Annotated in this window: 29 protein-coding genes and 2 tRNA genes; 9 read left to right on the forward strand and 22 right to left on the reverse strand. The window is 62.9% G+C overall.

The window, feature by feature from the left end:
* Window positions 1-8: 8 nt before the first annotated feature.
* The 4 genes from ACRWQA_RS11550 to ACRWQA_RS11565 all read right to left on the reverse strand — a co-directional run bounded on the left by ACRWQA_RS11550 (window position 9) and on the right by ACRWQA_RS11565 (window position 2,961).
* Window positions 9-587, reverse strand: a complete 579-nt coding sequence (locus tag ACRWQA_RS11550) for a hypoxanthine-guanine phosphoribosyltransferase (RefSeq protein WP_263583737.1) — start codon at window positions 585-587, stop codon at window positions 9-11.
* A 49-nt stretch (window positions 588-636) separates the two neighbouring features.
* Window positions 637-1,650, reverse strand: a complete 1,014-nt coding sequence (nagZ, locus tag ACRWQA_RS11555; protein WP_263583736.1) for a beta-N-acetylhexosaminidase — start codon at window positions 1,648-1,650, stop codon at window positions 637-639.
* Window positions 1,651-1,772: 122 nt separating this feature from the next.
* Complete coding sequence (locus tag ACRWQA_RS11560) at window positions 1,773-2,291, reverse strand: L,D-transpeptidase (RefSeq protein WP_263583735.1); 519 nt, start codon at window positions 2,289-2,291, stop codon at window positions 1,773-1,775.
* A gap of 1 nt (window position 2,292) precedes the next feature.
* Window positions 2,293-2,961 (reverse strand): TetR/AcrR family transcriptional regulator, encoded by a 669-nt coding sequence (locus ACRWQA_RS11565; RefSeq protein ID WP_263583734.1) that lies wholly within the window; start codon window positions 2,959-2,961, stop codon window positions 2,293-2,295.
* Between the two features lie 196 nt (window positions 2,962-3,157).
* On the opposite strand from ACRWQA_RS11565, the gene lexA reads away from it, so the two are divergent.
* Window positions 3,158-3,805 (forward strand): transcriptional repressor LexA, encoded by a 648-nt coding sequence (gene lexA, locus ACRWQA_RS11570; protein ID WP_263583733.1) that lies wholly within the window; start codon window positions 3,158-3,160, stop codon window positions 3,803-3,805.
* Between the two features lie 141 nt (window positions 3,806-3,946).
* Window positions 3,947-4,996, forward strand: coding sequence for a DNA polymerase IV (dinB, locus tag ACRWQA_RS11575; RefSeq protein WP_434228552.1), 1,050 nt, complete (start codon window positions 3,947-3,949; stop codon window positions 4,994-4,996).
* Between the two features lie 2 nt (window positions 4,997-4,998).
* Here the strand turns inward: dinB and ACRWQA_RS11580 are convergent, their stop codons facing one another.
* Both ACRWQA_RS11580 and purU read right to left on the reverse strand, forming a co-directional pair.
* Window positions 4,999-5,670: an energy-coupling factor ABC transporter permease gene (locus tag ACRWQA_RS11580; protein WP_263583731.1), complete on the reverse strand. Its 672-nt coding sequence runs from the start codon at window positions 5,668-5,670 to the stop codon at window positions 4,999-5,001.
* A 32-nt stretch (window positions 5,671-5,702) separates the two neighbouring features.
* Window positions 5,703-6,557: a formyltetrahydrofolate deformylase gene (gene purU / locus ACRWQA_RS11585; RefSeq protein ID WP_263583730.1), complete on the reverse strand. Its 855-nt coding sequence runs from the start codon at window positions 6,555-6,557 to the stop codon at window positions 5,703-5,705.
* Between the two features lie 242 nt (window positions 6,558-6,799).
* Between purU and ACRWQA_RS11590 the strand changes: the two genes are divergently transcribed.
* Window positions 6,800-8,383, forward strand: a complete 1,584-nt coding sequence (locus ACRWQA_RS11590) for a ribonuclease J (RefSeq protein ID WP_434228584.1) — start codon at window positions 6,800-6,802, stop codon at window positions 8,381-8,383.
* A 121-nt stretch (window positions 8,384-8,504) separates the two neighbouring features.
* Here ACRWQA_RS11590 and ACRWQA_RS11595 read toward each other — a convergent pair whose 3' ends face one another.
* The 6 genes from ACRWQA_RS11595 to mobA all read right to left on the reverse strand — a co-directional run bounded on the left by ACRWQA_RS11595 (window position 8,505) and on the right by mobA (window position 12,489).
* The gene (locus ACRWQA_RS11595) at window positions 8,505-8,795 is read right to left on the reverse strand and encodes an H-NS family histone-like protein (RefSeq protein WP_111412080.1); all 291 of its coding nucleotides are present in this window, start codon (window positions 8,793-8,795) and stop codon (window positions 8,505-8,507) included.
* Between the two features lie 152 nt (window positions 8,796-8,947).
* Entirely contained in the window at window positions 8,948-9,961 is a 1,014-nt protein-coding gene (gene moaA / locus ACRWQA_RS11600; protein WP_434228555.1) for a GTP 3',8-cyclase MoaA, read from the reverse strand.
* Entirely contained in the window at window positions 9,945-10,412 is a 468-nt protein-coding gene (gene moaE / locus ACRWQA_RS11605; RefSeq protein WP_263583728.1) for a molybdopterin synthase catalytic subunit MoaE, read from the reverse strand. Before moaE ends, moaA begins: the two co-directional genes overlap by 17 nt.
* Window positions 10,413-10,417: 5 nt before the next feature.
* Window positions 10,418-11,227: a cyclic pyranopterin monophosphate synthase MoaC gene (moaC, locus tag ACRWQA_RS11610; protein ID WP_263583727.1), complete on the reverse strand. Its 810-nt coding sequence runs from the start codon at window positions 11,225-11,227 to the stop codon at window positions 10,418-10,420.
* Between the two features lie 57 nt (window positions 11,228-11,284).
* Entirely contained in the window at window positions 11,285-11,863 is a 579-nt protein-coding gene (mobB, locus tag ACRWQA_RS11615; RefSeq protein ID WP_263583726.1) for a molybdopterin-guanine dinucleotide biosynthesis protein B, read from the reverse strand.
* Window positions 11,863-12,489: a molybdenum cofactor guanylyltransferase MobA gene (gene mobA, locus ACRWQA_RS11620; RefSeq protein ID WP_434228558.1), complete on the reverse strand. Its 627-nt coding sequence runs from the start codon at window positions 12,487-12,489 to the stop codon at window positions 11,863-11,865. The genes mobB and mobA overlap by 1 nt, the downstream gene beginning before the upstream one ends.
* A gap of 141 nt (window positions 12,490-12,630) precedes the next feature.
* On the opposite strand from mobA, the gene ACRWQA_RS11625 reads away from it, so the two are divergent.
* A complete protein-coding gene (locus ACRWQA_RS11625) occupies window positions 12,631-13,212 on the forward strand; it encodes a cupin domain-containing protein (RefSeq protein ID WP_434228559.1) in 582 nt (193 codons plus the stop codon).
* A gap of 151 nt (window positions 13,213-13,363) precedes the next feature.
* Here the strand turns inward: ACRWQA_RS11625 and ACRWQA_RS11630 are convergent, their stop codons facing one another.
* The 7 genes from ACRWQA_RS11630 to ACRWQA_RS11660 form a co-directional block, all read right to left on the reverse strand.
* Window positions 13,364-14,605: a uracil-xanthine permease family protein gene (locus ACRWQA_RS11630; protein WP_434228561.1), complete on the reverse strand. Its 1,242-nt coding sequence runs from the start codon at window positions 14,603-14,605 to the stop codon at window positions 13,364-13,366.
* A gap of 103 nt (window positions 14,606-14,708) precedes the next feature.
* A complete protein-coding gene (gene upp, locus ACRWQA_RS11635) occupies window positions 14,709-15,338 on the reverse strand; it encodes a uracil phosphoribosyltransferase (RefSeq protein ID WP_263583722.1) in 630 nt (209 codons plus the stop codon).
* An 89-nt stretch (window positions 15,339-15,427) separates the two neighbouring features.
* Window positions 15,428-16,123 (reverse strand): uracil-DNA glycosylase, encoded by a 696-nt coding sequence (ung, locus tag ACRWQA_RS11640; RefSeq protein WP_434228563.1) that lies wholly within the window; start codon window positions 16,121-16,123, stop codon window positions 15,428-15,430.
* A gap of 15 nt (window positions 16,124-16,138) precedes the next feature.
* On the reverse strand, window positions 16,139-16,618 hold the full coding sequence (gene gpt, locus ACRWQA_RS11645; protein WP_263583720.1) for a xanthine phosphoribosyltransferase: 480 nt from the start codon (window positions 16,616-16,618) through the stop codon (window positions 16,139-16,141).
* 7 nt (window positions 16,619-16,625) lie between these two features.
* On the reverse strand, window positions 16,626-17,171 hold the full coding sequence (locus ACRWQA_RS11650; protein ID WP_434228566.1) for an adenine phosphoribosyltransferase: 546 nt from the start codon (window positions 17,169-17,171) through the stop codon (window positions 16,626-16,628).
* A 22-nt stretch (window positions 17,172-17,193) separates the two neighbouring features.
* Complete coding sequence (locus ACRWQA_RS11655) at window positions 17,194-18,495, reverse strand: NCS2 family permease (RefSeq protein ID WP_263583718.1); 1,302 nt, start codon at window positions 18,493-18,495, stop codon at window positions 17,194-17,196.
* Between the two features lie 202 nt (window positions 18,496-18,697).
* Window positions 18,698-19,327 carry a riboflavin synthase subunit alpha gene (locus ACRWQA_RS11660; protein WP_434228567.1) on the reverse strand — a complete coding sequence of 210 codons (630 nt, stop codon included), beginning with the start codon at window positions 19,325-19,327 and terminating at the stop codon, window positions 18,698-18,700.
* Between the two features lie 431 nt (window positions 19,328-19,758).
* On the opposite strand from ACRWQA_RS11660, the gene ACRWQA_RS11665 reads away from it, so the two are divergent.
* From ACRWQA_RS11665 to ACRWQA_RS11680, 4 genes are all read left to right on the forward strand, one after another.
* Complete coding sequence (locus tag ACRWQA_RS11665) at window positions 19,759-20,850, forward strand: methionine ABC transporter ATP-binding protein (protein WP_263583716.1); 1,092 nt, start codon at window positions 19,759-19,761, stop codon at window positions 20,848-20,850.
* Window positions 20,831-21,484, forward strand: coding sequence for a methionine ABC transporter permease (locus ACRWQA_RS11670; protein ID WP_263583715.1), 654 nt, complete (start codon window positions 20,831-20,833; stop codon window positions 21,482-21,484). Before ACRWQA_RS11665 ends, ACRWQA_RS11670 begins: the two co-directional genes overlap by 20 nt.
* 25 nt (window positions 21,485-21,509) lie before the next feature.
* Window positions 21,510-22,322, forward strand: coding sequence for a MetQ/NlpA family ABC transporter substrate-binding protein (locus tag ACRWQA_RS11675; RefSeq protein ID WP_434228569.1), 813 nt, complete (start codon window positions 21,510-21,512; stop codon window positions 22,320-22,322).
* A gap of 97 nt (window positions 22,323-22,419) precedes the next feature.
* A complete protein-coding gene (locus ACRWQA_RS11680; RefSeq protein ID WP_434228571.1) occupies window positions 22,420-22,899 on the forward strand; it encodes a GAF domain-containing protein in 480 nt (159 codons plus the stop codon).
* Between the two features lie 58 nt (window positions 22,900-22,957).
* On the opposite strand, the gene ACRWQA_RS11685 is transcribed toward ACRWQA_RS11680, so the two are convergent.
* From ACRWQA_RS11685 to glpK, 3 genes are all read right to left on the reverse strand, one after another.
* Window positions 22,958-23,034: transfer RNA gene (locus tag ACRWQA_RS11685), tRNA-Val, on the reverse strand.
* Window positions 23,035-23,052: 18 nt separating this feature from the next.
* Window positions 23,053-23,129: transfer RNA gene (locus tag ACRWQA_RS11690), tRNA-Val, on the reverse strand.
* Window positions 23,130-23,249: 120 nt separating this feature from the next.
* The gene (glpK, locus tag ACRWQA_RS11695; RefSeq protein ID WP_434228573.1) at window positions 23,250-24,737 is read right to left on the reverse strand and encodes a glycerol kinase GlpK; all 1,488 of its coding nucleotides are present in this window, start codon (window positions 24,735-24,737) and stop codon (window positions 23,250-23,252) included.
* Between the two features lie 150 nt (window positions 24,738-24,887).
* On the opposite strand from glpK, the gene ACRWQA_RS11700 reads away from it, so the two are divergent.
* Window positions 24,888-25,646: a DeoR/GlpR family transcriptional regulator gene (locus tag ACRWQA_RS11700; RefSeq protein ID WP_263583711.1), complete on the forward strand. Its 759-nt coding sequence runs from the start codon at window positions 24,888-24,890 to the stop codon at window positions 25,644-25,646.
* Window positions 25,647-25,703: the final 57 nt, after the last annotated feature.

A 25,703-nucleotide genomic window follows, 5' to 3' on the forward strand; every position in this document is an offset into this window, starting at 1 on the left:
TGTATGAATCAAAGCCCTTTGGGAGCGAAGATGCCCGGCGCGTTGCGCCAGTAGCCCTTGTAGTCCATGCCGAAGCCGAACACGTAGCGGTCGACCACTTCGAGGCTGCAGTAGTCGGCCTTGAGGCCGGGTACCGACTTGCGGTCGTGGCGCTTGTCCACCAGCACCGCGGTGGAGATGCTGGCCGCCCCCGCCTCGCGGCAGTAGGCGAGTATCGCCGCCAGGGTGGCGCCTTCGTCGAGGATGTCGTCGACGATCACCACGTGGCGATCGGCCATGGGTATCTCCGGCGAGACCCGCCAGAACAGCTCCCCTCCGCGCAGGCCGCCGCGATAGCGGGTGGCGTGGAGGTAATCGACCTCCAGCGGGAAGCCCAGGCGAGTCAACAGGTGGCCGGTGGTGATCAGGCCACCGTTCATCACGCAGTAGAACACCGGTAGCTTGTCCCCCAGGTCGGCAGAGATCTGCTCGGCCATGCGGTCCAGCGCGCGCTCGACCTCCTCATGGCTGATCAGGCAGTCGGCGTTCTCCATGACGTCGCGCATGGAGGCAAGAGATTCGTGAAAATCGGCTTCGAGCTTGGGCATGAAGGACTCGTATCAGTACAGGTAATCGAATGGGTTTCGGTCAGGCAGTTCAGAACGAAGCCATGGCCTCGAGCCGTGCATGCACACGACGCCAGCGCCCCAGCGCCTCGATCGCCTCGATGTCGGGACGGGCCCGGCCGTAGCGCAAGCGCGCCGTCAGGCGTGTGGTCCGTCCTTGGCAGGCTTCCAGCGCCTCGAGCGCAGCGGCGCGGTCGTTGCACACCAGCACCATGTCGCAACCGGCGTTCAGCGCCGCCAGGGCTCGCTCACCCGGCGTACCGGCGAAACCGGCACCTGCCATGCCAAGGTCGTCGGAGAAGATGGTGCCCTTGAAGCCAAGCGACTCGCGCAGCAGGCCCAGCCAACTGCCGGAGAAGCCTGCCGGACGCGAGTCGAAGGCAGAATAGATGACGTGGGCCGGCATGACGCCATCGAGCCGAGAGGCGAGTTCGGCAAAGGGTATCAGGTCGTGCTGACGCAGCGCTTCGAGCGGGCGCTCATCGACCGGCAGCTCCAGGTGCGAATCAGCCGCCACCCCGCCATGTCCGGGAAAGTGCTTGCCCACCGCCGCCATGCCGGCTTCGTGCAGGCCACTGATGAACGCACCGCCCATGGCCGCGACGGCCTGAGGACTGGAGGAGAAACTGCGATCGCCAATTACGCTGGAGATGCCGGTATCGACATCGAGCACCGGGGCAAAGCTGAGATCGAGCCCGCAGGCCGCCATCTCCATGCCTAGAAGCCAGCCGGTATCCAGGCACAACCTCAGGGTCACTTCCGGAGTGGCCTCATAATCCCGGCCGATCCGACCCATGGCGGGTAGACGAGTCACTCCTTCACGGAGCCGCTGAACCCGGCCACCTTCCTGGTCGATGGCCAGCAGCAGTTCGGGGCGAACGCGCCGAATGCTATCGCACAACTCCCGCACTTGCCGCGCATGCTCTACATTGCGGCCGAACAGGATGACACCTCCCACCTCGGGACGCTTGAGCAGCGCGCGCTCTTCTTTGCGTAATGCGGTGCCTTCCAGATCGAGCATCACCGGGCCAAGGGTCTGGGTCATGTTCGGTGTCCTTGGGGCATGAAAGGGAGCTGATTCTAGACTAAAGCCGCCTACGGCAACAGCCATCCATGACACACCTGAACCGAACCTCAGTGGAACCGGCATGCCTGCGCCTTATCTCGTCATTCGTGCAGCCAGACGGGCGTGCCGGGCAGTGCCAGTGCGAAGACCTCCAGCAGTGCCTCGTCACGCATGCGGATACAGCCATGTGAACGAGCCTCACCCATCGGCTGATCCGGCGGTGTGCCGTGTAGATAGATATAGCGCCTCTGTGAGTCGACGTCGCCGCCACGATTGAAATCACGCTCGAGCCCGCACAGCCAGAGGATGCGAGTCAGGATCCAGTCGCGCCCCGGGTGAGCGGCCGCCAGCGCCGCGCTGTAGATCTCGCCGGTGGGGCGCCGGCCCCGAAACACCGTGCCAGCCGGCTGACCGCCGCCGATCGCCGCTCGCACGTAATGCCAGCCCAACGGCGTGCAACCGCTGCCCTCTTGCTGGCCCGTTCCCGCCAGTGCCGTCGACACCGGCCACTCCGCCAGGGGGCGCTCGCCTTGCCACTGGACGAGGCACTGGCGACCGACATCGATCTCGAACCAGTCCCCATCCCGGGGCGGTAAAGCGTCCAGCCGAGGGGTGCGCATATCAGCTCGCCTTGGCCGGCTGCATGGCGGGAGGCGGAGGCAAAGGAGCGTTCATGGCAGCTACCACCACGGGACGCAGACGACGTATCAGGTCGCGCACCGAGACGTGCTCATGGTAGTCCTTCTCCGCAATGTCACGCAGTGCATCGAGGCCGGACAGTGTGAAGATAACCGTGCCGAGGACGAAATGCAGGCGCCAGAACCGCTCGGCATCGGGCAACTCCGGGGTGGCGAGTCGCACCAGCTCGGTAAAGCGAGTGAAGACGCTGCCGTACTCCTCCTGGATATGGCGGCGCAGATGCCCCTGGGCCTGGCTGTAAGCCAACCCCAACAGTTTCATGAAAACCTTGAGGCTATGTTTCTCGGCGGGCACTTCGAGCACGGTGCGTGCCATGGTCTCAAGTAGTTCCTCCAGCGGAATGACACCGCCCGCGTGGCGTGCTTCGAGTTCATCGAGGGCATGATGAAAACGCACGGTGAAGGGATCGAGATAGCGCGAGAAGACCGCCTGTATCAGTGCCTTCTTCGAGCCGAAGTGATAGTTGACCGCGGCGAGGTTGACGCGAGCCTTGCTGGTGATGGTGCGCAGCGAGGTCTCGGCGAAGCCGCGCTCGGCGAACAACACCTCTGCGGTGTCGAGAATGCGCGTGACGGTATCGGTTTGGGCCATGATCAGTTTCCACTGAAAACATCTGTTTTAAACATTACAAAAGTCTACGACATTACGCTTTATCCCTCAACATATGGCGTTCCAGATTCGTTTTAAACATCTTCTGAGCGACTGCCGAGGCGGAACATCACCTTTTACTGTATGGGCTTCCATGCTGTATACTTGACCAATACGGCAGTCGCCACTGGAGTTCGCCATGACACGCCCACTGACCTCGCGCCAGCAGAACGTTTATGACTTCATCGTCAAGACCATGAACGAACTCGGCTATCCGCCAACCCGTGCAGAAATCGCCCGAGCGCTGGGCTTTCGTTCGCCCAATGCCGCCGAGGAACATCTGCGCGCACTGGAGCGCAAGGGCGTGATACGGGTGATTCGTGGCACCTCGCGCGGTATTCGCCTGCCGGCTCAGGAGGTCGATAGCACCCTCAGTGAGCCAGGCAACGAGGGACTGCCCATCATCGGCGAAGTGGCTGCCGGCAGCCCTGTTCTTGCCGCCGAGCACATCGATCGCTATTGCCCCCTGCCCCCGGACTTCTTCACCCCTCGCGCCGACTACCTGCTCAGGGTACGTGGCCTGTCGATGAAGGATGCCGGCATCCTCGAAGGCGACCTGCTGGCGGTACATCGCACCGATCGCGTACGCGACGGCCAGATAGTGGTGGCGCGCCTGGAGGACGAAGTCACGGTCAAGCGCTTCCACCGCCAGGGGCACCATGTGGTGCTGGAAGCCGAGAACGCCGATTTTGCGCCCATCGAGGTGGATCTGCGTCATCAAGAGTTGGAGATCGAGGGTATCGGGGTGGGAGTTATACGCGGCGGCAGCGGCCAAGCTTTGGGTTGATCGCTTCCTGAACTCGACCATACGGCGTTGGAGCTCTCCTCGGAATGCTCATTGACTACAGTCAACTCCGCTTCCTCGTCGAGCTCCGCCTTGTCTGGTCGTCGCTCAGAAAGCGCTCTAGCTGAGCGGAACGACGCCCCCATGAGCCGCAAGATCCTGCATGCCGATTGCGATTGCTTCTACGCCGCGGTGGAGATGCGCGACAACCCCTCTCTCCGTGAGGTGCCGCTGGCGATCGGCGGCAGCGCCGAGGGGCGCGGGGTCATTGCCACCTGCAACTACCCTGCCCGTGCTTACGGCATTCATTCCGCCATGCCGACGGCGCGGGCGCTGCGCCTGTGCCCTCACCTCACTCTGTTGCCCGGCGACTTCGACCGTTACCGCGAGGCTTCACGGCAGCTGCTGGCGATCTTTCACGAGCTGACGCCGCTGGTGGAGCCGCTGTCGCTGGACGAGGCTTTCCTCGACGTCACCGACGTGACCCGCTTTTCGGGCAGTGCCACCTGGATGGCACGCTGGCTGAAGGAGGAGTGCTTCAAGCGGGTGGGTATCACCGTCTCGGTGGGCGCCGCCCCGGCGAAATTCCTGGCCAAGATTGCCAGCGACTGGGAGAAGCCGGACGGCCTTACCGTCATCGCCCCCTCGCAGGTAGACGACTTCCTGCGCGAGCTTCCAGTCACGAAGCTGCACGGCGTTGGTCCGGCCACGGCCAAGCGTCTGCAGACCCTGGAGATCGCCACCTGTGACGATCTGCAGCGCATTCCACTGGAGCGCCTGCTGCAGGAGTTCGGCAAGTTCGGACGACGCCTGTTCGAGCTGGCACGGGGCATCGACGACCGGCCGGTGCGCATCGAGCGCGAGCGAAAGTCGGTGAGCGTGGAGACCACCTTCGCCACCGACCTGCCCGACCTGGCGCACTGCCACACTCAGCTGTCGCCGCTGTGCGAACGCCTCGAGGCGCGCCTGGCTCGTCATGGCCACCCCCCGATCGCCGGCACCTTCGTCAAGGTGCGCTTCGACGACTTCTCCCTCACCACCCTAGACTCCCGGGGCGGCCTGCCCACTCTCGACATCTTCGCCTCACTGATGCAGCAGGCCTGGGCCAGACGCCAGCGTCCGGTACGCCTGCTGGGCGTCGGGGTACGGCTGGTATCGGACGATGCACGGCGGCAGCTCAGCCTGCCGCTATAGGCCTACTTGGTATCGATATAGCGATGAGCGTTGAACGTCGCAACCCAACTGGGGTGATAGACCATCAGCACGCTGAGCAGCATGCCGGTGAGGAAGGCTTCCGAGGGCATCAGCAGTGGCAGGAAAAGCGCGTACTCCTTGGCCAGATGGACCGCCTCGGGATCGATGGCGCCGAGCAGGACCAACCCCAGGCCCGCAAGCCCAGTCCCCAACGTCGCCAGCGCTGCTCCGAAGAAACCGCACAGGAACAGGAATATCATCAGATTGTCGGGCAGGTAGCGGTCCACGATACGCCATATCGTCACCATGATCGTGACCGGCACCAACCCGGTGATCAGCACGTTCACGCCAAGCAGCGGCCAGCCTGCCTTGCCCAGCGCGAGCAGCGAGAGATTGGCCAGCAAGTTGGTCACAAGCGCCAGCGGCGCCTTGAAGATCAGCGTCATCAGCACCGTCATCATCAGATGCAACGACAGCCAGTCCACCGACTGAGCCCTGAGCTGCCACAACAGTACGACCGCCACGCTCGCCGCCAACCAGCGATGTTGCAGGCCGCGATCGGACAGCAGGGCCTGCCAAGGACGCTGCATCAGCGCCAGGGCCAGTCCCGCCAGTGAGATCAAACCGCTGACGATCAACAGCCACGAGGCCAGAATCGGCTCGGAAAAGGTCATGGCGTACTACCTGCGAAGATCAACTGCCGGGATCAGGCGAAGACCACGGTCTTGTTGCCATGAATCAGCACCCGGTCCTCCAGGTGCCAGCGCAGACCGCGTGCCAGTACCGCCTTCTCCACATCGCGTCCGAAACGGACCAGGTCCTGTGGCGTATGGCAGTGGCTCACGCGGTGTATGTCCTGTTCGATGATTGGCCCGGCATCCAGTTCCTCGGTCACGTAGTGACAGGTGGCACCGATCAGCTTGACCCCTCGCGAATGCGCCTGGTGATAGGGCCGCGCGCCGGCGAATGAAGGCAGAAAGCTGTGGTGGATGTTGATCACCTTGCCGGCATAGCGCTGGCACAGCCGCGGCGGCAGGATCTGCATGTAGCGAGCCAGCACCACGGTATCGGCCTCCATTGCCTCGACATGACGCTCGACTTCGGCGAAGGCTGCGCTCTTGTCGTCGCCTCCAACCGGCACATGGTGATACGGCAGGTCATGCCACTCGACCATGCTGCGCATGTCGTCGTGATTCGAGATGACTCCGACGATATCGCCCTCCAGCTCCCCGGCCGTCCAGCGATACAGCAGGTCGACGAGGCAGTGCGACTCGCGAGAGACCATGAGCACTACCCGCGGTCGGCGGCGCGTATCGCGCAGCGCCCAGTCCATGTCGAACTCGCGGGCCACGGGCGTGAAGGCTTCCCTCAGCTCGGCGGCGGTCATGCCGATGGAGTCGGCAAGGATTTCGTAACGCATGAAGAAACGCCCGGCCTCGAGGTCGGAGTGCTGGCTGGCTTCCGTGATGGAGCCGCCGTGACCGGCAATGAAGCCGGAGACGCGGGCCACGATCCCGCGGCGGTCGGGACAGGAAACGACGAGACGATAATAGTGAGACATGGACCCAACCTGATACGAAACGATATTCGGAGAGCACGCATTGTAGCGAACTCGGCAGACTGGGACACGTCTACCCCACTCAGCACCGGCATCGCATTTGTGGAGGGTTGCGACGTTCCCGTATAGTGAAGTTTCCATTGTCTGGTCATGTTTTGCCGATGCATTCGACTCAAGTCACCATTCGTCCCCGCCGCCGTTCCCCGCTTCACTTCCTGCCACTGGGGGGCTGCGGCGAAATCGGCATGAACCTGGGACTCTACGGGCATGAGGATGAATGGATTGCCGTCGATTGCGGCATGATGATCCGTCAGGACCTGCCGGACACGCCGCTGCAGGTGCCCAGCCTCGAAACACCTGAAGCACTCGGCATTCGTCCCACGGCCCTGATCATTACCCACGGGCACGAAGACCATATCGGTGCCGCCGCCTGGCTATGGCCCAAATGGCAATGCCCCGTATACGCCACACCGCTGGCTGCCGGCCTGCTCCGCGGAAAATTCCTCGAGCGCGGCCTCGCTGTCGATGCCATCCGGGTGATCGAGCCCGGTGAAGCGCTGGAGAGCGGGCCCTTCACCCTGCGCTACCTGCCGTTGACCCACTCGATACCGGAAAGCTGCGCGCTGCTGATCGCCATCGGCGACTACAGAGTGCTGCATACCGGTGACTGGAAGCTCGACCCGGAGCCCTTGATCGGACCACCGGTAAAGGGCTCGCTGTTTCGCGCCCTGGCGCCCGTGGACCTGGTGGTCGGCGACTCGACCAACGCTCCCATGCCGGGTCATTCGCGCAGTGAGGGCGAAGTGGCAAGGGCGCTCGAGCACCGCCTCGCCCAGTGCACGGGGCGCGTCGTGGTGACCTGCTTCGCCAGCAATCTGGCTCGGGTATTGGCCGTGGCCCTGGCCGCCGAGCGCTGCGGCCGCCGGGTCAGTCTGATGGGGCGGGCCATGGAACGCATGGTGGCGGTGGCCCGAAGTCTCGGGTACCTGGACGACATGCCGCCGCTGGTACCGGTCGGCGATCTCGGCTACCTCCCGCCATCGGAAGTCCTGGTCATTGCCACCGGCAGCCAGGGCGAGCCTCGTGCCGCCCTCAGTCGACTGGCCTATGGCCGGCATCCCAGCTTCGAGCTGATGGCGGGCGATACCATTCTCTTCTCGGCCAAGGCAATTCCAGGCAACGAGCGTCAGATCGAGCGCCTCAAGCATGCCCTGAGACATCTTGATGTGGCCGTGTGGGACGAGTTCAACCACCCCGAGCTTCACGCTTCGGGCCATCCCGCCCAGGACGAATTGCGCATCTTCTATGACTGGATAAAGCCACGACATCTGCTGCCGGTACACGGGGAGCGCCGCCACCAGCAGGCACACCAGGAGCTGGCGGAATCGATGGGGATTCAGGCGCCGCTGGCGCCGGTCAATGGCGATCTGATTCGACTCGATGGGGAAGGACTGAGCCTGGAGTCACGTCACCCTCAGCGCCCCTGCATCGTCAGCCAGAATGCCGTCACGCCTCTGCCTGGACTTACGGCGGAGCGAGGATCGTCACGCCATGGCATTCTGCATCTCGCGCTGTCGGTCGCCCCGACCCAGACTGGCTGGACACGAATAGGCCGCTTGATGCTGGATGCCCACCGCGTCAGCGCGATGGATGAAGACAGTTTTACCGAGTGGCTCGACGAACGCCTGGTGGAAGTCGAGGCGGAAACCTTGGCCGAACTTCGTATCGCCCTGCAGCCTCTAATCACCTCCTGGCTGGGGCAGCACTTGCGTCAATTACCCGACGTACATCTTCAGTTGATCGCCGTGGAGTCGCTCGCCTACCGGTAAATCCGATCGGATGTCATGGCTGGCCGAACGCGGCGGAGAATGCATCAGCAGGACGGGAATGACACCTCATGCATCATTCCCGTCCCGAGTTGCGCAAGCAGACGATTCGCGTCCGGCTGGCTCACGAACCGCTGGCATTCTTGGGTGGACGTCCACGCCGACGGCGAGGCTGTTCACCCACGAGATCTTCCACGGAGAGACCGGCATCACTCATGGCCTCACGGATCTCAGCCAGTTTCTTCTCCTTGTCCGCTTCTTCCTGTTTGCGGAGCTTCTCCTCTTCATTTTTCTGCTCGATGACCTCGCCGATCACATCGGAGAGCTTGTGCAGCTGCTCCATGCTCAACTGGCGAGCCGCAGCCCGAGCCACGTTCTTGTTACGGGCGATGCGCTCCAGGGTTTCGCTGGACATTGGCCTCCTCCATGCAAGAAAACGACGAGTCAGCCTTGAGGCTCACTCGTCGAAAGTATATGCCGATTTGCCGAATTGGCAAGAAAAGCCCGTTCCAACGCAAGGCCGAATATCGGGAAAGAACATGGAGAAAAGAGGGCTACTGCCAGCGCTCAGCCGCCGGTCATGTTCATGAAGCGGACGATCTGGACATCACCATCGGTAGTGAAATAGTGACGCTCGGGCTTGAGCGGCAGAGCCGCGACGATAGCCCGCTTCAGGGCATCGAGGTCGCCCGGGTTCTGGCGCAGCACAGCGCGCAAATCCACTGAGTGCTCATTACCCAAGCACAACAATAACCGCCCTTCCGCCGTGACACGCACTCGATTGCAGCTGGCGCAGAAGTTATGGCTATGGGGAGAAATGAAACCAATGCGGCTGGCGCTATCGGTCATTCGGTAATAGCGCGAAGGGCCAAGTGTTGATTCGGCGGTGGGAATCAACTCGTGGCGCTGTTCAATAAGGGCCTTTACCTCATCGCTCGAGCAGAAGGTTTCGGCGCGTGAGTGGTCGGAAACATCCCCCAGCGGCATCTCTTCGATGAAACTCAGGTCTACGCCTTCGGTTCGGGCAAACTCGACCAGGTCGAGCACTTCGTCGTCATTACGCCCCTTGAGGATGACGGCATTGAGCTTGATACGCTCGAAGCCGGCTTCCCGTGCTGCACGCAGCCCATCCAGTACCTGCTCGAGATTGCCGGTGCGGGTCAACTCGCGGAAACGCTGCGGGTCGAGCGTGTCCAGACTGATGTTGAGCCGGTCCAGGCCAGCCTCGCGCAGGCGCCTGGCATGCTTGACCAGCCCGGCCCCGTTGGTGGTCATGGCCAGCTCGCGTAGTCCAGGCAGGGCACTGGTCTGCTCGATGAGTTGATCGAGGCCACGACGCACAAGGGGCTCGCCGCCGGTCAGGCGAATCTTCTCCACGCCCATCTCGATGAATGCCTGCGCCACCATGCTCAGTTCCTCGATCGTCAGGATCTGTGCCCGGGGCAGGAAGGTCATCTCTTCGCTCATGCAGTAAACACAACGAAAGTCGCAGCGATCGGTGACGGAGATCCGCACATAGCGAACCTTTCTGCCGAAGCCGTCGATCAATTCGGCTGGCAAGGTCTCAGGGGATTTTGTCATTGTCGCTCTCCCAACGATTGGCATCCCGGTGGTCCGATTCGCGCTCGGCAACCCAGTAGTCTCCGGTAATGCTATGCTCCTTTTTCCAGAAAGGCGCACGGGTCTTGAGGTAATCCATGATGAAGTCGCATGCTTCGAAGGCTGCGCGGCGGTGGGCACTGGCGACCACTACCAATACGATAGGCTCCCCGGGCGAAAGACGCCCAACCCGGTGAATGACACGCACCCCCTGGAGCGGCCAGCGCGATTCCGCTTCTGCCACGATCTCACTCAGGGCGGCTTCCGTCATGCCGGGATAATGCTCGAGCGTCAGCCCGCTGACGTCCGGACGTTCGTTGAAATCGCGTACCAGCCCGGTGAAGCTGACCACGGCGCCAATGTCCGAACGGCCTTGCAGCAGTTGCCGCTGCTCGTCGCCTGCGTCGAAGCACGCCTCCTGCACCCGGATCATACCGCTCAGCCTCCCGTTACCGGTGGGAAGAACGCCACTTCATCGTCATTGGTGATCGGCGTCGGATCCAGCGCCATGACCTGATTGACAGCGCACAGCACCTTCCCTTCACTCAATCGTGCAAAGCGCGCATCGCTCTTCAGCAGCGCGCTCTTCAATCCCCCGACGTCAGTACTAGGCAGGGTGTCGAGCGGCAGGGTGAGTTCACTGACACCGAGCCGTTCGCGCAACTCGGCCAGGAATTTCACCCTGACACAGGGCGAGTCGATATCGCAGCGGCTGCCCACCGACACCTGGCCAGTAGTACCTTCCCCCGTAACGATCGGAGCCGCCGTAGCGCTCGGCTGGCGCTGGTAGTCACCCGATTTTCCGCCACGCTTGGCGTCGAGATGGATGGCGCCAATCTCCATGTCCTTGTCCACTGCCTTGCACATGTCATAGAGCGTCAGGCAAGCCACCGAGACCGCTGTCAATGCCTCCATCTCCACGCCGGTGCGACCGTTGAGGCGGCAGGTGGCAACCACTTCGACCCGGAAATTCTCTTCGTCCAGGTGAAAGTCGACCGCCACCTTCGACAGCGGCAGCGCATGGCACAGCGGGATCAGCTCATGGGTACGCTTGGCGGCCTGAATACCGGCGATACGCGCCGTCGCCAGCACGTCGCCCTTCGGCAGCCCGCCTTCGATGAGTAGCGCCAAAGTCTCCGGTTTCATCTGGATATGACCGGAAGCGGTCGCCTCACGGCGACTTTCGGCCTTGTCGGCGACGTCGACCATATGGGCCTCGCCGCGCTGATTGAGATGGGTCAGACTCATGTGAGGCAGCCTCGGAATCGGTTATTTGGATACATGTTCCAAGCAGAGGAAATACGCTCAAGCCAAGCCACGCGGGGCCCGCTCTGCCGGCCATCTCAATGGCCAGGCGGCGACCCACTCGGCGATGGCGTCCAGGTCATCCAGGTCGAGCCAATCAACGCCGGCAGGCACATTGACTGATGGATGGCTGGCCACCGCCTTGACCCAGGGATCCTCGGCCACACGCAGCGTCTTGCCTAGCGCTTCGCGATACAGCTCCAGCTTGGGCAAGGGCCAGGACTTGAAGCCTTCCACCAGCACCAGGTCCGGACGCTGGTGCCGTATCGTCTCGATCAACTGAGCCAGGTCGGCTTCCTCCTGCCCTGGCGTTTCCATCATCATGGCCCACCTGGCACGAGAGGCAACCAGCATCGGCATGGCTCCCGCCTGGCGCAGGCGATGGCTGTCCTTGCCCGGCTGATCGACGTCGAAACCGTGGTGAGCATGCTTGATCACCGCCGTGCGCAACCCGCGTGCCGCCAGGCGTGGCAACAGGCCCTCGAGCAGCGTGGTCTTGCCGGTTCCGCTCCAGGCGGCTATGCCGAGCAGTGGCGGTGTATCGTCGAGGCTCAGTGAGCCGTGCTCCGGTCGTGACATCAGGTTCGGCTCTCCTCGTTCAGGCGCATCTCCAGGCGTCGCCTGTCTTCATCGGTATTGAGATTGTCGAAGGCCTCGGGACAATCGCTGAAATCCACAGCGGTCCAGGCGTGGCGCTCGAACCAGCGACCGACCTTGCGTTCCCCTTCTGCGAGGGCGGCATGCAGGTCATCGGCCAACGCTCGCTCCAGGAGCACCACGACCGGATGCAGACGCTCTCCGTCATGGGCCACGGCAATACGGTGGCGGCCGATACCCGCCGCCATTCTCTCCACCAGATCCGGTGGCAGGACCGGTGTATCGCAGGGTACAACCAATACCCATGGTGTGGTGGCGGCACATAGCCCACCGTAAATACCCATCAGCGGTCCCTGAAAGCCGCCCACCGTGTCGCTCACGACACGATCGGCCAGGCTCCGGTAGCGTTCGAGATGGCGGTTGGCACTGATCAATACCTCAGCTACCCTGCCCGCCAGGCGCGCCCGGACATGACTGACCAAGGCAACCCCACCCAATAGCTCCAACCCCTTGTCGCGCCCGCCCATGCGGCGGCCCTGGCCGCCAGCCAGGATCAGGCCGGTGATATCGGTCAGTGGGTTCGGAACGGTGACGGGGCGATCGGACATATCCACCATGATGCCTTAGCCGGCACGCCGGTGCCATGGCCTGAGAGCCAATTGCTTGCCTGCCATGATCCGGATCATCTTATGCACGACGCCTGCAACGGGTATCATGTGTCAAACAAATCGAACGACCTGGACCTGACAATGGAAGGATTTGATGTGGGGACTCGTCTGCGCGAGTTGCGCAAAGCGCGCAAGCTGTCCCAACGCGAGCTGGCCAAGCGAGCCGGCGTTACCAACAGCACCATCTCGTTGATTGAACAGAACAGCGTCAGCCCTTCGGTCAGCTCACTGAAGAAGATCCTCGATGCCTTGCCGGTATCGATCAGCGCCTTCTTTGCCGGCGACGAACCCTCCCCACCGCGCGCCTTCTATCCTGCCGAGGAGCTCACCGAGATAGGCGACGGGCATCTGTCGTGGCGCCTGGTGGCGGCCCGCCGTCCGGATCGCAGCATGTCGATCATCCATGAGCGCTACCCTCCCGGGGCCGACACCGGTGATGAAATGCTCGAGCACGACGGCGAGGAAGGCGGCGTGGTGGTGGCCGGCGAGATCGAACTCACCGTGGCCGGCGAGGCGCGGTTGCTTCGCACCGGCGACGCCTACTACTTCGACTCACGCCTGCCCCACCGCTTTCGCAACGTCAGCGATGAAGAGTGCGTGATCGTCAGTGCCAACTCCCCACCGACCTTTTCTGAGGGCGGCAGGGAGATGCACCACACCTAAGCTTTGTCCGAAACTGGCTGCGCTTGGCCATACTGCGTTAAAAATCAGTTCAAAGTACTCATTTACACCGCGTAAACTCCGTCTTTTCACTGATTTTTGCCTTGTCTGGCCTTCGCTCGCCGACTTTTCAAACAATGCTCAAGGCTGTACGTTACTCCTCTTCGGCGCGAGGCAGTACCCAGTTCAGCACGATGCCCACCAGGGCTGCCAGGCTCACGCCCTGCAGGGTGAACTGACCGCCGCCGAACTGCATGCCACCGATACCGAACACCAGGATCAGCGACACCACGACCAGATTGCGCGGCGCGGTCAAGGAGTGGCCGGCGCGTACCAGAGTATTCATCCCCACCACGGCAATCGAGCCGAACAGCAGGGTCATGATGCCGCCCATCACCGGACCGGGAATGGTCTGCAACAGTGCGCCGAGCTTGGCGACGAAGGCCAGCCCGACGGCGAAGCAGGCGGCCACCACCATGATCCTGGGGTCGAATGCCCGAGTCAGCGTCACGGCCCCGGTCACCTCCGAATAGGTGGTATTGGGCGGACCGCCGAACAACGCCGCAGTAGAGGTTGCTAGCCCGTCGCCCAGCAGGGTGCGGTGCAGCCCCGGCTTCTCCAGGTAGTTCCTGCGCGTCACCGAGCCGATGGCAATCATGTCGCCGATATGCTCGACGGCCGGCGCGATGGCCACCGGAATCATGAACAGGATCGCCGCCCAGTGGAAACTCGGCGCGGTGAACGAGGGAATGGCCAGCCAGGACGCCTCGCGTACCGGCGTGAAATCCACCAGCCCCATCAACAGCGCCAAGGCATAGCCCACCAGGATGCCGCCCATGATAGGCACCAGCCGCAGCAGGCCACGGCCGAAAACGGCCAGCACCAAGGTGACCAACAGGCTTGTCATGGAGAGGAAGATCGCCGGGCCATAACCGATATGGTCGCTGGTCTCGCCGGTGGCCATGCTGACCGCCACCGGGGCCAGCGCCAGGCCGATCACCATGATCACCGGCCCCACCACCACCGGTGGCAGCAGGCGGTGCAGCCAGGCGGTGCCCTTCATGCGCACCGCCTGGGAGATCGCCACGTAGACCAGCCCCGCCGCCATCAAACCACCCATGGTGGCGGGCACGCCGAAATTGGCCACAGAGCCCTGGATCGGGGCGATAAAGGCGAACGAGGAAGCCAGGAAGACCGGCACGGTGACCTTGGTCACGCCGTGAAACACCAGGGTCCCGATCCCGGCGGTGAACAGGGCTACACTGGGGTCGAGCCCGGTCAGCAGCGGCACCAGCACCAGGGCGCCGAAGGCGACGAAGAGCATCTGCGCCCCGGTCAGGAGAATCCTCGGCAGGGAGTCGGTCGGCGCCTGCGCAGTCGCCACGTGTTCGCTCATGGGTAGCAGCCCTTCTGTGTGTCGTTGGTCGAATGAAGGCATCCTGCCCAGAAAAACGCCCCTGGATCGCAATCTCAGGGGCGTCTTATCCGTATCGTGCAGCTCATCTTGTGCCGAAGATCTTGTCTCCAGCATCGCCGAGACCGGGAACGATATAACCGTTCTCGTCGAGGTGATCATCGACGGCAGCGGTATAGATCTCGATGTCGGGATAGGCATCCTGCACCCGCTTGATGCCTTCGGGTGCCGCCACCAGCACGATCACCTTCATCTGCTGGCAGCCGCGCTCGCGCAGCATGTCGAGCGTTGCCACCATGGTGCCACCTGTCGCCAGCATGGGGTCGATGACGATGGCCATGCGCTCGTCGAGGTCGCCGGCGAACTTGGCAAAATAGGGTACCGGCTGCAGCGTCTCCTCGTCACGATAGAGCCCCACCACGCTGATCCGTGCGCTAGGGATCAGGTCGGTCACGCCGTCGAGCATACCGAGCCCGGCACGCAGGATCGGCACGATGGTCACCTTCTTGCCCTTGAGCAGCTTCACCGGAATCGGCTCGCCGCTCCAGCCGTCGATAGCCTGTTCTTCCAGCTCCAGGTCCTGGGTCGCCTCGTAGGTGAGCAGCTTGGCCAGCTCGCCTGCCAGCTCGCGAAAGCTCTTGGTACTGATGCCCGCTTCACGCATCAGACCCAGCTTGTGCTGGACCAGCGGATGGTGGATGGCGTGGACGCTCATGACGGACCTCTTGGCATGGGGGGGGGGGTGAGTGACTAATCATTGCCGGGACGAATCGCGCGCCATTTTACCCTCATCCCGCACAGAGGTTAAGGCACAGCTTCAGGTGTCGCGGGAAGCTGCCAGTCGATCGGCTCGCGCCCGTTCGCCTCGAGGAAGGCGTTGGCCCGAGAGAAGTGACGATTGCCGAAGAAGCCCCGGTGCGCCGAGAGCGGCGAAGGGTGTGGCGACTCCAGCACCAGGTGTCGCGACGTATCGATCAGTGCCTTCTTCTGCCGGGCATGGCTGCCCCACAGCAGGAACACGCAGGGCTCGGCATGGGCGTTGACGACCTCGATGGCACGGTCGGTGAAGGTCTCCCAGCCCTTGCCACGGTGCGAACCGGCATTGCCCTGCTCTACCGTCAGCGAGGTATTGAGCAATAGCACGCCCTGGCGCGCCCAGTACTCGAGATTGCCATGATCGACCGGCCGGAAGCCGACGTCGGCGACCAGTTCCTTGTAGATGTTCACCAGCGACGGCGGCGTCGCCACGCCGGGGCGCACCGAAAAACATAGGCCATGGGCCTGGCTGGGCCCGTGGTAGGGGTCCTGCCCCAGAATGACGACCTTGACTCGCTCCAGTGGTGTCAGCTCGAAGGCCCGGAACCAGTTCGAGGAGTGCGGATAGACGATTTTCCTGGCCGCCTTCTCGGCTGCCAGGAAATTACGCAGCGCCTGCATGTAGGGGGCTTCGAACTCGCTTCCCAACCAACGCTGCCAGCTCTCGGGCAATGGACAGTTCATGGCGTACCGCCCCGTTTATCGCTTCACTTGATCGACCAAGGGTTCCACGTAGGCGACCCCCATGTCCCACGGAAACTGGATCCAGCAATCCTGGGCCACCTCGGTCAAGTACTGATCGACCAGCGGCCGCCCTTCCGGCTTGGCATAGATGGTGACGAAGTGCGCCTTGGGCAGCATCTCGCGCACCTTGCGCGCCGTCTTGCCGGTATCGACCAGGTCATCGACCAGCAGCCAACCGTCGCCATCGTGATCGACGCCCTTCATGACATCCAGCCCGCCCTGGTCCATGTGGTCGTAGCTCTTGATACAGACGGTATCGATCAAGCGCACGTTGAGCTCGCGGGCGATCAGCGCCGCCGGGATCAGGCCACCACGGGTGATCGCCACGATGCCCTTGAAGTCACGCTCGACCAGGCGGTGACAGAGTTCGCGTACGTCGCGATGCAACTGATCCCACGAAACGGTGAAGTGCTGGTGATAGCGGGCGTTGCTCATGATGATGTCACTCGTCCTCTGTGAAGGAGCAGACCGCAAAGACGCCGAAGCCGGCCTCGCGAATCCTTGCCGACCCGCCGATCTCCGGCAGGTCGATGATGGTAGCGGTCTCTACCACCTGCCCCCCCGAGCGGGTGATGAGCTTGGCGGCGGCCAGCATGGTGCCCCCGGTGGCGATCAGGTCGTCCATGATCAGAATCCTGTCGCCCTGGCGGAAGGCATCGGAATGCAGTTCCACCTCGGCCTGGCCGTACTCCAGCGTATAGGTCTCGCTGATGGTGCGAAACGGCAGCTTGCCCTTCTTGCGCACCGGCACGAAGCTGCAGCCCAACTCGTAGGCAACCGGCGCACCGATGATGAAACCGCGCGCATCGATGGCGGCAATCGCATCCAGCTCCATGTCCTGGTAGCGATGCACGAAGCTGTCGATCAGCTTGCGGAAGGCCGAACTGTTCTGCAGTAGCGGGGTGATGTCGCGAAAGTTGACCCCCTGTTGCGGCCAGTCGGGGACGGTTCGGATCACGGACTTGATGTAGTCGCCGTAAATGCTCATCGCAGCTCTCGGTGAGAAAATGTCAGTCTAGGAACAGGAACTTCAACACGAACAGGATCGCCAGCACGACCACGGCCGGGTTGAGGTCACGGAAGCGGCCGGAGAGGGTCTTGATAGCAGCGTAGCTGATGAAGCCCAGCGCAATGCCCTCGGCGATGGAGAAGGTCAGCGGCATGGCCAACGCGGCGATCAGCACGGGCGCGGCGTCGGTCGGGTCGTCCCAGTTGGCGTGGGCCAGGCTGCCGGCCATCAGCACCGCGACGTAGAGCAGCGCGCCGGCGGTGGCGTAAGCCGGGATCGAGCCCGCCAGCGGCGCGAAGAACAGGCTGATCAGGAACAGCGCGGCCACCACCACGGCGGTCAGTCCGGTGCGCCCGCCCGAAGCGATACCGGCAGTGGACTCGATATAGCTGGTGGTGGTCGAGGTACCCAGCACGGCACCTGCCATGGAGGCGCCGCTGTCGGCCATCATGGCGCGCCCCAGGCGCGGCAGCTTGCCGTCCTTGTCGAGCAGGCCACCCTTGTGTGCCACGCCCACCAGCGTACCGGAGGTGTCGAACAGATCGACGAACAGGAAGGCGAAGATGACGCTGAGCATGGCGATGTCCAGCGCACCCCACAGGTCCAGCGCCATGAAGGTCGGCGCGATCGAAGGCGGCATAGACATCAGCCCGCCATACTGGTTGTGTCCCAGGATCATGGCCAACACGGTCACGCCGAGGATGCCGATCATCACCGCTCCGGTGATGCGCAAATAGGCCATGGCGGTGATGGCGAAGAAGCCGAGCAACGCGTAGATGGCGGCAGGCTCGGAAAGATCGCCCAGCGCCACGTAGGTGGCCGGATTGGATACCACGATGCCGGCATTCTTCAACGCGATCATGGCCAGGAACAGGCCGATGCCCGCAGCGATGCCCAGGCGCAGGGAGAGCGGAATGGAGTTGATGATCCACTCCCGGATCTTGAACACACTGAGCAGGAAGAAGCAGAAACCGGACAGGAACACGGCGCCCAGCGCTGCTTCCCAGGTGTAGCCCATGCCGAGCACGACGCCATAGGTGAAGAAGGCATTGAGCCCCATGCCAGGCGCCTGGGCGATGGGATAGTTGGCCCACAGGCCCATGATCAAGCAGCCGACGGCCGCGGCAAGACAGGTGGCGACGAACACCGCACCGTAATCCATGCCCGCTTCGGAGAGAATGCTGGGGTTGACGAAAATGATGTAGGCCATGGTCAGGAAGGTGGTGATCCCGGCAATGACCTCGGTCTTCACGCTGGTATTGTGCTCAGTCAGCTTGAAGTGTCTTTCGAGGAGGTTCTTCATTTTTGGCATTCCTGCGCACTAGGGCTGATTATCGGCCAGGGAGCGAGAAAAGCCGCACATGGTACCCAAAGGCCGCCGGTGATGCGAGACCGACCCTGGACGCCATGCCGCGGCACGGTTCGCTCTGTATAAGCAAACTCTGCGCCATGCGCCAGCGCGGCTACCAACGCAGACTTGACGAAACGGTCATTTGAACCGTAACTCAGACACCGCGTGAGGCAAGCACACGCTCGACCGTTTCGACGATGGCCTGGGTCTGGGGATCGACCTCGATATTGACCCGGTCGCCCGGGACGCGATCCACAAGGATGGTGCGCTCCAGCGTCTCCGGGATCAGGTCGACGCAGAAGCGCGGGCCGTGATCAACCGTCGCACGCCGCACCTCGCCTATCGTCAGGCTGATGCCATCGACCCCGATGTAACCCTTGTCGAACAAGAAGCGCCCCAGCGCATCGGGTACCTCGAACCAGAGCCGGCGGTTGTTGGGTGCCTGGTCCAGTTCCACCAGTTCCGCCATGGCCATGACGTGCCCGGACATCGCATGCCCGCCGATCTCGTCCCCGAAGCGCGCCGCCCGCTCGATATTGACGCGGTCGCCCTCGCGCAACGCACCGAGATTGGTCACGCGTAGCGTCTCGCGCATCAGGTCGAAGCTGACCCGCTCGCCCTCGACAGCAGTAACGGTCAGGCACACACCGTTATGGGCCACCGAGGCCCCCAGCTCGAGCCCTTCGCGCAGTTGTTCGGGCAGGCTCACCACGTGGGTACGGAAGGCCTCCGCTTCCTTGATGGCGACGACTTCCGCCGTCCCCTGAACGATGCCTGTGAACATGACGCCTCCTGGGCAGCCTCCGACAGGGAGTTAGAGCAGATGGGTTTCGCAGTGTAAGAATTCGGCAACGCAACGTCCATTGCCAGCCAGCGAACGCAGCGCGAAGAGTTCGAGATGAAACCATGCGATTAGTCATGAATGCAGCAAGATTTATCGAAGCCAGGCGGTAGACACCCGATCATCCACCATACGCATTGACAGGGTACGCCTTTGATCCTAATATGCCGCATCACATTTCAGGCGCCGATTTGTACCCGGATTGCGGGCGCCCACGCCGATGGGGACGTTCCATTTCCCCGACGACGTGAAGTGCAGCTAAAAGGGTGTGTCCAGCGTTGATGGCCACCCGTCAGGGTGGCCTTTTTTCGTTTCGGCCATCCATTTCGGCTATCGCTGCGCCCGCCCCTCCGGGACGGCCCGTAGGAAGCCAGATGATTACGCTACGCAACGTTTCCAAGACCTACCATCTCACCGGCCCCAGAAGCCGGCTACCGTTCACTGCCCGCCGACACGACACCTCGTCCCGGACGATCGAGGCGCTCAGGAACGTCGACCTTCATGTCCCGCAAGGCAGCATCCACGGCGTCATCGGCCTGTCCGGTGCCGGCAAGTCGACCCTGATTCGTTGCGTCAACCTGCTCGAACGCCCCACGAGCGGCAGCGTCGTTGTCGACGGCCAGGAGATGACTGGCCTCTCTTCCGCCGCGCTCAACCAGGCACGGCACCGCATCGGCATGATCTTCCAGCATTTCAATCTGCTGACCACGCGCAACGTCTTCGACAATGTTGCCTTGCCCCTCGAGCTGATGGGTATGAAACGCAGCGCCATTCGCGAGCGCGTGCTGCCGCTGCTCGAGCTGACCGGCCTTTCCGACAAGGCGCGCCAGTACCCGGCACAACTTTCCGGTGGCCAGAAACAGCGCGTGGCCATTGCCCGGGCACTGGCCAGCGAACCCCGCGTGCTGCTGTGCGACGAGGCGACCTCGGCGCTGGACCCGCAGACCACCGGCTCGATTCTCACCCTGCTGCGCGAGATCAACCAGAAGCTCGGCCTGACCATCCTGCTGATCACCCACGAGATGGAGGTGGTCAAGTCGATCTGCCATCGGGTCAGCCTGATCTCGGACGGCGAACTGGTCGAGGAAGCCGAGGTCGGCGACTTCTTTACCGCCCCCCGCACCCGGCTCGGCCGCGAATTCCTCAATGATTTCCTCCAGCTCGAGCCGCCCAAGGCCCTGGTGGAAAGGCTCGAGGACGTACCGGGCGAGCGTACCCACCCAGTGGTGCGCCTGGCGTTCTCGGGCGATGCGGTCTCAACCCCATTGATTTCCCGGCTGGCCAGGGAATGCGGTGTGGACGTGAGCATCCTGCAAGCCAAGGTGGAGTCGATCCAGGAGCGCACCCTGGGGCTGATGATCGCCGAGCTGCTCGGCACACCGGAGCAGACCCGCCGCGCCATCGACTACCTCGAAACCCATGATCTTCACGTGGAGGTGCTCGGCCATGTCCAGCGCGATGATTGACCTGATTCTCCAGGCGACCCTGGACACGCTCTACATGGTCGCCGTATCGGGCGTGATCTCGGCCCTGCTCGGCGTGCCGCTGGGCGTGATGCTCTATGTCACCCGCCCACGCCAGATTCTCGCGCGCCCCGTGCTGAACCAGGTTCTCGGCATGGCAACCAATATCGGTCGTTCGATTCCCTTCATCATCTTGATGGTGGCGATCATTCCCTTCACACGTATGGTCGTGGGCACCTCCATCGGCACCAATGCCGCCATCGTGCCGCTGACCCTCGCCGCCATTCCTTTTGTCGCACGACTGGTGGAAGGCGCGCTCAACGAGATACCACCGGGACTGGTCGAAGCCGCCCAGTCGATGGGTGCCACACCCCGCCAGGTGATTACCAAGGTACTGCTGCCGGAGGCCCGCGGCGGCATCATTACCGGGTTGACCATCACCATCGTCACACTGGTGAGTTACTCGGCCATGGCCGGCGCCGTGGGCGGTGGTGGCCTGGGCGATCTCGGCATCCGCTACGGCTACAACCGTTTCAACCCGACCGTCATGTTGATCACCGTCGCCATCCTGGTGGTCATGGTGCAGGGCTTCCAGAGCCTGGGGGATTATCTGGTACGCAAATCGGATCGCAAGTGACGCAACACCCAAGGAGAACGACCCAATGCAAGCAAGCCTGACCCGTCTGCTCGGCGCCGCCACCCTGCTCGGCGCCACCCTGATCGCCGGCTGCGGCAACGACGACGCCACCGAGACCCGCTCGATCAAGGTCGGCACCATGTCCGGCCCGGAGTCGGAAGTCATGGAAGTGGCGGTACAGATCGCCAAGGATCGTTATGATCTCGAGGTCGAAATCATCGAATTCACCGACTACGTGTCGCCCAATGCGGCGCTGGCCGACGGCAGCCTCGACGCCAACGCCTTCCAGCACGAGCCCTACCTGCAGAGCATGATCGACGACCGCGGCTACGACCTGACCGTGGCCGGACGCACCTTCGTCTATCCGATCGGCGCCTACTCCGAGAAGCACGACAGCATCGAGGAGCTGCCGGAGCGTGCCATCATCGCCCTGCCCAACGACCCCACCAACGGCGGTCGTGCGATGATCCTGATGCACAACGCCGGCCTGATCGAGCTGGACGATCACGAGAACCTCGAGGCCACACCGGTCAACGTGGTCGAGAACCCGCGTGATTTCCGCTTCCGCGAGATCGAGGCGGCCCAGCTGCCGCGCGTGCTGCAGGACGTCGACCTGGCCTTCATCAACAACACCTTCGCCCAGCCGGCCGGCCTGAGCCTGGACGACGCCTTGATCAAGGAGGGGCCCGAGTCGCCCTACGTCAACCTGATCGCGGTGCGCGCGGGCGACGAGGAGCGCGAGGAGATCCAGCAACTGGTCTCGGCCTACCAGAGCGAAGAAGTTGCCGCCAAGGCCCAGGAGCTGTTCGACGGCGGTGCAGTACCCGGCTGGGAGTGAAACCGGGGCTTGTCGCCGTCTGAACGTCAACGGGCCGACGCCATGCGTCGGCCCGTTCGTGTCTGAGTCACTCCCGAACACTCATTGAGGAGATGTCATGGCATATCCCGACTATTCACTGCTGGCCCGACAGCTCGAAGCCCTGCTCGACGATAGCGACTGGCTGGTCAATGCCGCGCAGACATCCGCCTTCATCATGCAGCAAGTGCCGGAGCTCAACTGGGCGGGCTTCTACCTGCAACGCCAGCCCGAGCTGCTCACCCTCGGCCCTTTCCAGGGCAAGCCCGCCTGCAACCCTATTCCGTTCGCCAAAGGCGTCTGTGGCGCCGCCGCCCGTAGTCGCCGGACCCAGCGTATCGACGACGTGCACGCCGTCGCCGACCATATCGCCTGCGATGCCGCCTCGAACGCTGAGCTGGTGGTTCCAATCGTGAGAGAGGGAGCGCTGTGGGGCGTACTCGACCTGGATAGCCCTCAACCCGGCCGCTTCGTCGAATCCGATCAGGCCGGCATCGAGGCGCTGATGCGCGTGTTCGTGGCACGCACCGACCTGCCCGACTTCCTGGCCTCGCGCTGACGAATGGCGCAAAGCAGAACGCCCCGTGACATTTGAGCCACGGGGCGTTCCGGGATACTGGTAGGACCAAGCGGATTTGAACCGCTGACCTCCACGATGTCAACGTGGCGCTCTAACCAACTGAGCTATGGTCCTGGAAATCGCAGGGCAAGCTGGTAGGACCAGGCGGATTTGAACCGCCGACCTCCACGATGTCAACGTGGCGCTCTAACCAACTGAGCTATGGTCCTGCTCCCGGCTTTTTGCGGCTGTTTCCATTCTTCCGAATGGCGGCAGCCCGCCTGTCACCGACAAATCTTCGCTGCGGCAACGGATGCATATCTTACCGATATCGCTGCTTTTTGCAAGCTTCAGGCAGTGCTTTTTACACGCCCCACCGCTTCGAGCCAGCCCTTGTAAAGCCGCTCGCGCTCGGCTTCGGGCATGCTCGGCGTGAAGGTTCTCTCACAACGCCACAGCTCGGCGATTTCCTCAAGGTCGCGATACCAGCCGAAGCGCAGCCCCGCCATGTAGGCAGCGCCCAGCGCCGTCGTCTCGAGTACCGTAGGCCGGTCGACCTGCACTCCCAGCATATCGGCCAGGAACTGCACCAGCCACGAATTGGCCGCCATGCCGCCATCGACGCGCAGTGTTCCCGGCGGCACGCCCATGTCATCGCTCATGCAGGCCTGCAGGTCGCGCGTCTGGTAGCAGACCGCCTGTAGCCCTGCGGCTACGATCTCGGCGATACCGGTATCACGGGTCAGGCCGAAGATCGCCCCCCTCGCCTTGGGATCCCAGTGCGGCGCGCCCAGCCCGGTGAAGGCGGGGACCAGGTATACGCTATGCCCGTCGCGGGTTTGCTTGGCCAGAGCCTCGGTTTCGGCGGCCTCCTTGAATAGCTTCAGCCCGTCACGCAGCCACTGCACGGCCGCGCCGGCCACGAAGATACTTCCCTCCATGGCATAAGTGGTCTTGCCACCCAGCCGATAGGCCACGGTGGTCAGCAATCGGTTGCGTGAGGTCGCCGGCGTGTCGCCGGTATTGACGATCATGAAGCAGCCGGTGCCATAGGTGCTCTTGCCCATGCCCGGCTCGAAGCAGGCCTGCCCTACCAGCGCGGCCTGCTGGTCGCCGACTACCCCGCCGATCGGCAGTTCGGCCCCCAGCCACTCGGCTTGCGCGGTACCGAAGTCACCGCTGCTGTCGCGCACCTCCGGCAGCAAGCCCGAGGGAATGTCGAAAAGACTGAGCAGTTCCTCGTCCCACTGCTGGGTATGGATGTTGAACAGCATGGTACGCGAGGCATTGGTGGCGTCGGTGGCGTGAACCTGGCCGCCGGTCAGCCTCCACAGCAAGTAACTATCCACCGTGCCGAAGGCGAGCTCACCGCGCTCGGCGCGCTCCCTGGCACCTTCGACGTTATCCAGCAGCCAGGCCAGCTTGGTTGCCGAGAAGTAAGGATCGATCAATAGCCCGGCGCGCTCCTGGACCAGTGCACTCCCCCCCTGATCACGCATCTGCTGGCAGAGGTCGGCGGTGCGCCGATCCTGCCAGACGATGGCATTGTAGAGCGGACGGCCCGTGGCCCTCTCCCACAACAGGGTGGTCTCGCGCTGGTTGGTAATACCGATACCGGCGATAGCATCGAGCGCAACGCCCGACTCTTGCACCACTTCGCGACACGTGGCCAATACCGTGTCCCAGATGTCCTGCGGGTCGTGTTCGATCCAGCCGTCGCGGGGAAAGTGCTGGGGAAACTCCCGCTGCGCAACGCGGACCACATGGCCGCCACGGTCGAAAAGAATGGCACGTGAGCTGGTGGTGCCTTGGTCGATGGCGAGAAGATAGTCGGCCATGTTGAATCCTGTCGTTGTATGTTCGTTTATGATCATCAAGAGTACTTGAACATGTTCGCAATGCTTTACGACTTTCGTAGCACAAAGGGCTGAACGCCTGCCGGCGGCGGGCCGAATCGCTTACACTCGCGTGATCGAAAGGGAGCCGACATGAACCAGCAACAACGACAAGATGCCATCGTTGACCTGGTACGCCGCCAGGGCTATGCCAGCATCGAGCAGTTGACGGAGCACTTCTCCGTCACCCCCCAGACCATCCGCCGCGATCTCAACGCGCTGGCGGAAGAGGGCATGATTCGCCGCGTGCATGGTGGTGCCGGGCTCGAGTCCAGCACCGTCAACACCGCCTACAGCACGCGCAAGAACCTCAATCTCGACGCCAAGCGCCGCATTGCCACCCTGGTTGCCAGGCATATCCCCGATCACGCCTCGCTGTTCATCAACATCGGCACCAGCAACGAAGTGGTGGCGGAAGCCCTGCTCGACCACCAAGGCCTCGAGGTGATCACCAACAACCTCAACGTGGCGGCCATCCTCCAGCACAAGGAAGATTTCAATGTCATCATCGCCGGCGGCCAGGTTCGCTCCCGGGACGGCGGCATCATCGGCGAGGCGACGATCGACTTCATCAACCAGTTCAAGGTCGACTTCGGCATCATCGGCATCAGCGGCATCGACGAAGACGGCTCACTGCTGGAGTTCGACTACCAGGAGGCGCGCGTTGCACAGGCGATCATCCATAACTCTCGCCAGGTCTACCTGACCGCCGACCACTCAAAGTTCCATCGCAATCCCGTCGTACGCCAGGGCAACATCGCGCAACTGGATGCCCTGTTCACCGACCGCCAGCCACCCGAGCGCATCGTCCATCTCATGCAGGTCAACGACGTCGCCCTGCATATCGCCTGAGCCGTACCCTCAGCCAGACCGCTCTGCCGACACCCGAATGTCGGCATTGTCGTGCCC

The organism is Billgrantia sp. C5P2, assembly GCF_051062895.2.

Bases quoted from the DNA above. Each gene is read 5' to 3' on its own strand.
- ACRWQA_RS11550 (WP_263583737.1), bottom strand. From the start codon at position 587: ATGCCCAAGCTCGAAGCCGATTTTCACGAATCTCTTGCCTCCATGCGC.
- nagZ (WP_263583736.1), bottom strand. From the start codon at position 1,650: ATGACCCAGACCCTTGGCCCGGTGATGCTCGATCTGGAAGGCACCGCA.
- ACRWQA_RS11560 (WP_263583735.1), bottom strand. From the start codon at position 2,291: ATGCGCACCCCTCGGCTGGACGCTTTACCGCCCCGGGATGGGGACTGG.
- ACRWQA_RS11565 (WP_263583734.1), bottom strand. From the start codon at position 2,961: ATGGCCCAAACCGATACCGTCACGCGCATTCTCGACACCGCAGAGGTG.
- lexA (WP_263583733.1), top strand. From the start codon at position 3,158: ATGACACGCCCACTGACCTCGCGCCAGCAGAACGTTTATGACTTCATC.
- dinB (WP_434228552.1), top strand. From the start codon at position 3,947: ATGAGCCGCAAGATCCTGCATGCCGATTGCGATTGCTTCTACGCCGCG.
- ACRWQA_RS11580 (WP_263583731.1), bottom strand. From the start codon at position 5,670: ATGACCTTTTCCGAGCCGATTCTGGCCTCGTGGCTGTTGATCGTCAGC.
- purU (WP_263583730.1), bottom strand. From the start codon at position 6,557: ATGTCTCACTATTATCGTCTCGTCGTTTCCTGTCCCGACCGCCGCGGG.
- ACRWQA_RS11590 (WP_434228584.1), top strand. From the start codon at position 6,800: ATGAACCTGGGACTCTACGGGCATGAGGATGAATGGATTGCCGTCGAT.
- ACRWQA_RS11595 (WP_111412080.1), bottom strand. From the start codon at position 8,795: ATGTCCAGCGAAACCCTGGAGCGCATCGCCCGTAACAAGAACGTGGCT.
- moaA (WP_434228555.1), bottom strand. From the start codon at position 9,961: ATGACAAAATCCCCTGAGACCTTGCCAGCCGAATTGATCGACGGCTTC.
- moaE (WP_263583728.1), bottom strand. From the start codon at position 10,412: ATGATCCGGGTGCAGGAGGCGTGCTTCGACGCAGGCGACGAGCAGCGG.
- moaC (WP_263583727.1), bottom strand. From the start codon at position 11,227: ATGAGTCTGACCCATCTCAATCAGCGCGGCGAGGCCCATATGGTCGAC.
- mobB (WP_263583726.1), bottom strand. From the start codon at position 11,863: ATGTCACGACCGGAGCACGGCTCACTGAGCCTCGACGATACACCGCCA.
- mobA (WP_434228558.1), bottom strand. From the start codon at position 12,489: ATGTCCGATCGCCCCGTCACCGTTCCGAACCCACTGACCGATATCACC.
- ACRWQA_RS11625 (WP_434228559.1), top strand. From the start codon at position 12,631: ATGGAAGGATTTGATGTGGGGACTCGTCTGCGCGAGTTGCGCAAAGCG.
- ACRWQA_RS11630 (WP_434228561.1), bottom strand. From the start codon at position 14,605: ATGAGCGAACACGTGGCGACTGCGCAGGCGCCGACCGACTCCCTGCCG.
- upp (WP_263583722.1), bottom strand. From the start codon at position 15,338: ATGAGCGTCCACGCCATCCACCATCCGCTGGTCCAGCACAAGCTGGGT.
- ung (WP_434228563.1), bottom strand. From the start codon at position 16,123: ATGAACTGTCCATTGCCCGAGAGCTGGCAGCGTTGGTTGGGAAGCGAG.
- gpt (WP_263583720.1), bottom strand. From the start codon at position 16,618: ATGAGCAACGCCCGCTATCACCAGCACTTCACCGTTTCGTGGGATCAG.
- ACRWQA_RS11650 (WP_434228566.1), bottom strand. From the start codon at position 17,171: ATGAGCATTTACGGCGACTACATCAAGTCCGTGATCCGAACCGTCCCC.
- ACRWQA_RS11655 (WP_263583718.1), bottom strand. From the start codon at position 18,495: ATGAAGAACCTCCTCGAAAGACACTTCAAGCTGACTGAGCACAATACC.
- ACRWQA_RS11660 (WP_434228567.1), bottom strand. From the start codon at position 19,327: ATGTTCACAGGCATCGTTCAGGGGACGGCGGAAGTCGTCGCCATCAAG.
- ACRWQA_RS11665 (WP_263583716.1), top strand. From the start codon at position 19,759: ATGATTACGCTACGCAACGTTTCCAAGACCTACCATCTCACCGGCCCC.
- ACRWQA_RS11670 (WP_263583715.1), top strand. From the start codon at position 20,831: ATGTCCAGCGCGATGATTGACCTGATTCTCCAGGCGACCCTGGACACG.
- ACRWQA_RS11675 (WP_434228569.1), top strand. From the start codon at position 21,510: ATGCAAGCAAGCCTGACCCGTCTGCTCGGCGCCGCCACCCTGCTCGGC.
- ACRWQA_RS11680 (WP_434228571.1), top strand. From the start codon at position 22,420: ATGGCATATCCCGACTATTCACTGCTGGCCCGACAGCTCGAAGCCCTG.
- glpK (WP_434228573.1), bottom strand. From the start codon at position 24,737: ATGGCCGACTATCTTCTCGCCATCGACCAAGGCACCACCAGCTCACGT.
- ACRWQA_RS11700 (WP_263583711.1), top strand. From the start codon at position 24,888: ATGAACCAGCAACAACGACAAGATGCCATCGTTGACCTGGTACGCCGC.